The organism is Pseudomonas sp. SG-MS2 (assembly GCF_009933855.1).
Classification (GTDB): domain Bacteria; phylum Pseudomonadota; class Gammaproteobacteria; order Pseudomonadales; family Pseudomonadaceae; genus Aquipseudomonas; species Aquipseudomonas putida_E.
Genome location: NZ_MOMO01000105.1, coordinates 1 through 3013, shown reverse-complemented (window position 1 = coordinate 3013; position 3013 = coordinate 1). Strand labels below are relative to the sequence as shown.

The window sequence follows — 3013 nt, the reverse complement described above, 5'->3', positions numbered from 1 at the left end:
CCTTCGAACTCACCCTGGCCCCTCCACAGACCAATGGCCAGGCCTTGACCGTTGAACAACGCGACCCGACCGGTAACGTGTCAGCAGCGGTCGACCTGCCTGCTCCGGACAACGAGGCGCCCGACACCCCCACCGGCCTGGCCCTTGCCGCAGATGGCACCGTGGTTACCGGTAGCGGCGAACCCGGCGCGCAAGTGCGCGTCACCGGCACTGGCGGCGCAGTATTGGGCACCGCCGTGGTGGAGGCCGACGGTAGCTTCCGGGTAACCATCGACCCACCGCAACTCAACGGTCAGACGCTGTCCGTCACCCAGGCGGACGCTGCGGGCAACACTTCCGCTGCCGACACTGTCACTGCCAACGACCTCGAAGCACCGCAACCAGCACAAGGCCTGGGGCTGAACGCAGATGGCAGTGTGCTGAGCGGGCAAGGTGAGCCAGGCGCCACCGTAGAAGTGCGCGATGCCGGCGGGCAACTGCTGGGCGATGCCCAAGTGCAGCCTGACGGCAGCTTCACCGTGACCCTCGCCCCACCCCAGACCAACGGCGAAGTACTGTCGGTGGTGCTTGTCGACGGCGAGGGCAATACATCGCCATCGGCCACCTTCACCGCTGACGATACAACCGGCCCCGCCGCCCCCACAGGCCTGCAAGTCAGTGCCGATGGCACAGCGCTGCAAGGCAACGGCGAGGTGGGCTCCACCGTTGAAGTGCGCAATGCCAACGGCGACCTGCTGGGCACTGTCGTGGTCCCGGTGGGTGGCAACTTCAGCGTGCCGCTGTCACCGGCCCAACTGGATGGCCAGAGCCTCGACGTCACCCTCAGCGATGCTGCCGGCAACACCTCCACCGCAGCCCAGGCCACTGCGCCAGATCTTACACCCCCTGCACTGCCGACCGATGTCAGCGTCAGCCCGGATGGCACCACTGTGACCGGCAACGCCCCCGGGGCCAGCTCGGTCACGGTGACCGACCCCAATGGCACTGTCGTCACCGTTGCAGTGAACGGCGATGGCAGCTTCAGCGTGCCGCTGGATACCCCGCTCACCAATGGCGAGACCCTGACAGTGGTGGTCAGCGACGCAGCCGGCAACGACTCTGGCGCATCGAGCGTCACCGCGCCGGATACCACCCCGCCCGCTGCGGCGACCGACATCACGGTCAGCCCGGATGGCGGCTTCATCGGCGGTACGGCCGAACCCGGCACCACCATCATCGTCCGCGACGGCACCACCGACCTGGGCACCGCAACCGCCGGGCCAGACGGCACCTTCGTGGTCGAAGTCGACCCACCCTTGGTTTCCGGCGATACCGTGCAGGTAGTGGTACGAGATGACGGTGGCAACGAGACCCCGGTCGACGTGGCCGGGCCAGACGGCACCGAAGTCGCTACACCAACGGCCCTGACCATCAGTGCCGACGGCTTCCTCCTGACCGGCGAAGGGACCGTGGGCTCGCTGATCACCGTGACCTCCGGCGGCACCACACTGGGCACCGCGACGGTCGGCAGCGACGGCATCTTCCGAGTGTTCTTCAGCGACGCCCAGCTCAATGCCCAGACCCTGCAGGTCAGCGCACGTCTTACAGCGGGGGGTAAACCCTCGGTACCGGCCACCATCGTTGCAGAGGACAGCACCGCGCCGGATGCCCCCACCCAGCTTGCCCTCGACCGCAGCGGCAGCACCCTCATCGGCCAAGGCGAGGTGGGTGCGACCGTGCGCGTGGTCGATGCCCAAGGCACTGAACTGGGCACAGCCACCGTCGGCAGTAACGGGTTGTTCAGCGTCAGCCTGACACCCCAGCAAGCCAACGGCCAGAACCTCACCGTTACCCAGAGCGACGCCGCGGGCAATACCTCGCTCGCCGCCACCTTGCAGGCGCCCGACCTGCAAGCGCCTGATGCTGCCACCGGCCTGAGCCTGAACAGCGCGGCAACCGTAGTCAGCGGCCAAGGTGAGGCGGGCGCGACGGTGACCGTACGCGATGCCAGTGGCGCGGTACTGGCCACAGGTACCGTCAACCAGAGCGGCCAGTTCCAGGTCACCCTGCCAAATGCACAGACCACCGGCAGCGCCTTGCAGGTCACCCTCAGCGATGCCGCTGGCAATGTGTCTGGCCCGGCGAGCCTGGCAACACCGGACCGCACGCCACCGGGTGCGGTCGACAACCCGGTGCTCAGTGCCGATGGCAAACAGCTGTCAGGCAGTGGCGAAGCCGGCGCCACCGTGCAGGTGCGCAACGCTGCCGGCACCGTGGTCGGCACCGCGACCGTGGGCGCCGATGGCCGGTTTACGGTCACCTTCGATACCCCACAGGCAACCGGCCAGGCCCTCGGTGTGAGCCAGGTGGATGCAGCGGGCAACACTTCGCCTGCTGTCACCCTCAGTACAGCCGACCTCACCCCACCAGCCCCACTGACCAATGTAGTGCTCAACAACAATGGCCTGACCCTCACCGGCCTGGGTGAAGCGGGTGCCAGCGTGACCGTGCGCGGCCCCGATGGCACCATCATTGGCACAGGCGTGGTGGCCGCCAACGGCAGCTTCACCCTCACCCTGACCAGTGCGCAACTTGACGCCCAGAACTTGAGCGTGACCCAGACCGACGCGGGCAACAACACCTCGCCTCCTGTTGCAGTGACTGCACCGGACCTCACCCCACCAGCGGCGCCAGCCGACCTCGCCCTGGCCAGTACCGGCCTGCAGTTGAGCGGCAGCGCCGAAGCAGGCAGCACGGTCACTGTGCGTGATGCCGCAGGCAATATCCTGGGCACCGCCGTGGCCAGCAGCAATGGCACCTTCCAGGTCACCCTGAGCAGCGCCCAGACCAACGGCCAGACTTTGCAGGTTACCGCCACAGATGCCGCAGGCAACGTGTCGCCTGCCGCGCCTTACACCGCTGCCGATACCACACCGCCCACCGCCGTCGCCAACCTGGCCGTCGCCGCCGACGGCGCCAGCCTTACAGGTACTGGCGAAGCCGGCGCCACGGTCACCGTGCGTGCGCCCGACGG

Annotated in this window: 1 protein-coding gene; it reads left to right on the top strand. The window is 67.8% G+C overall.

Going from position 1 to position 3013, the window contains the following annotated elements:
* On the top strand, positions 1 to 3013 hold a 3013-nt coding region (locus BLX42_RS08655; protein WP_256671944.1), incomplete at both ends, for an Ig-like domain-containing protein.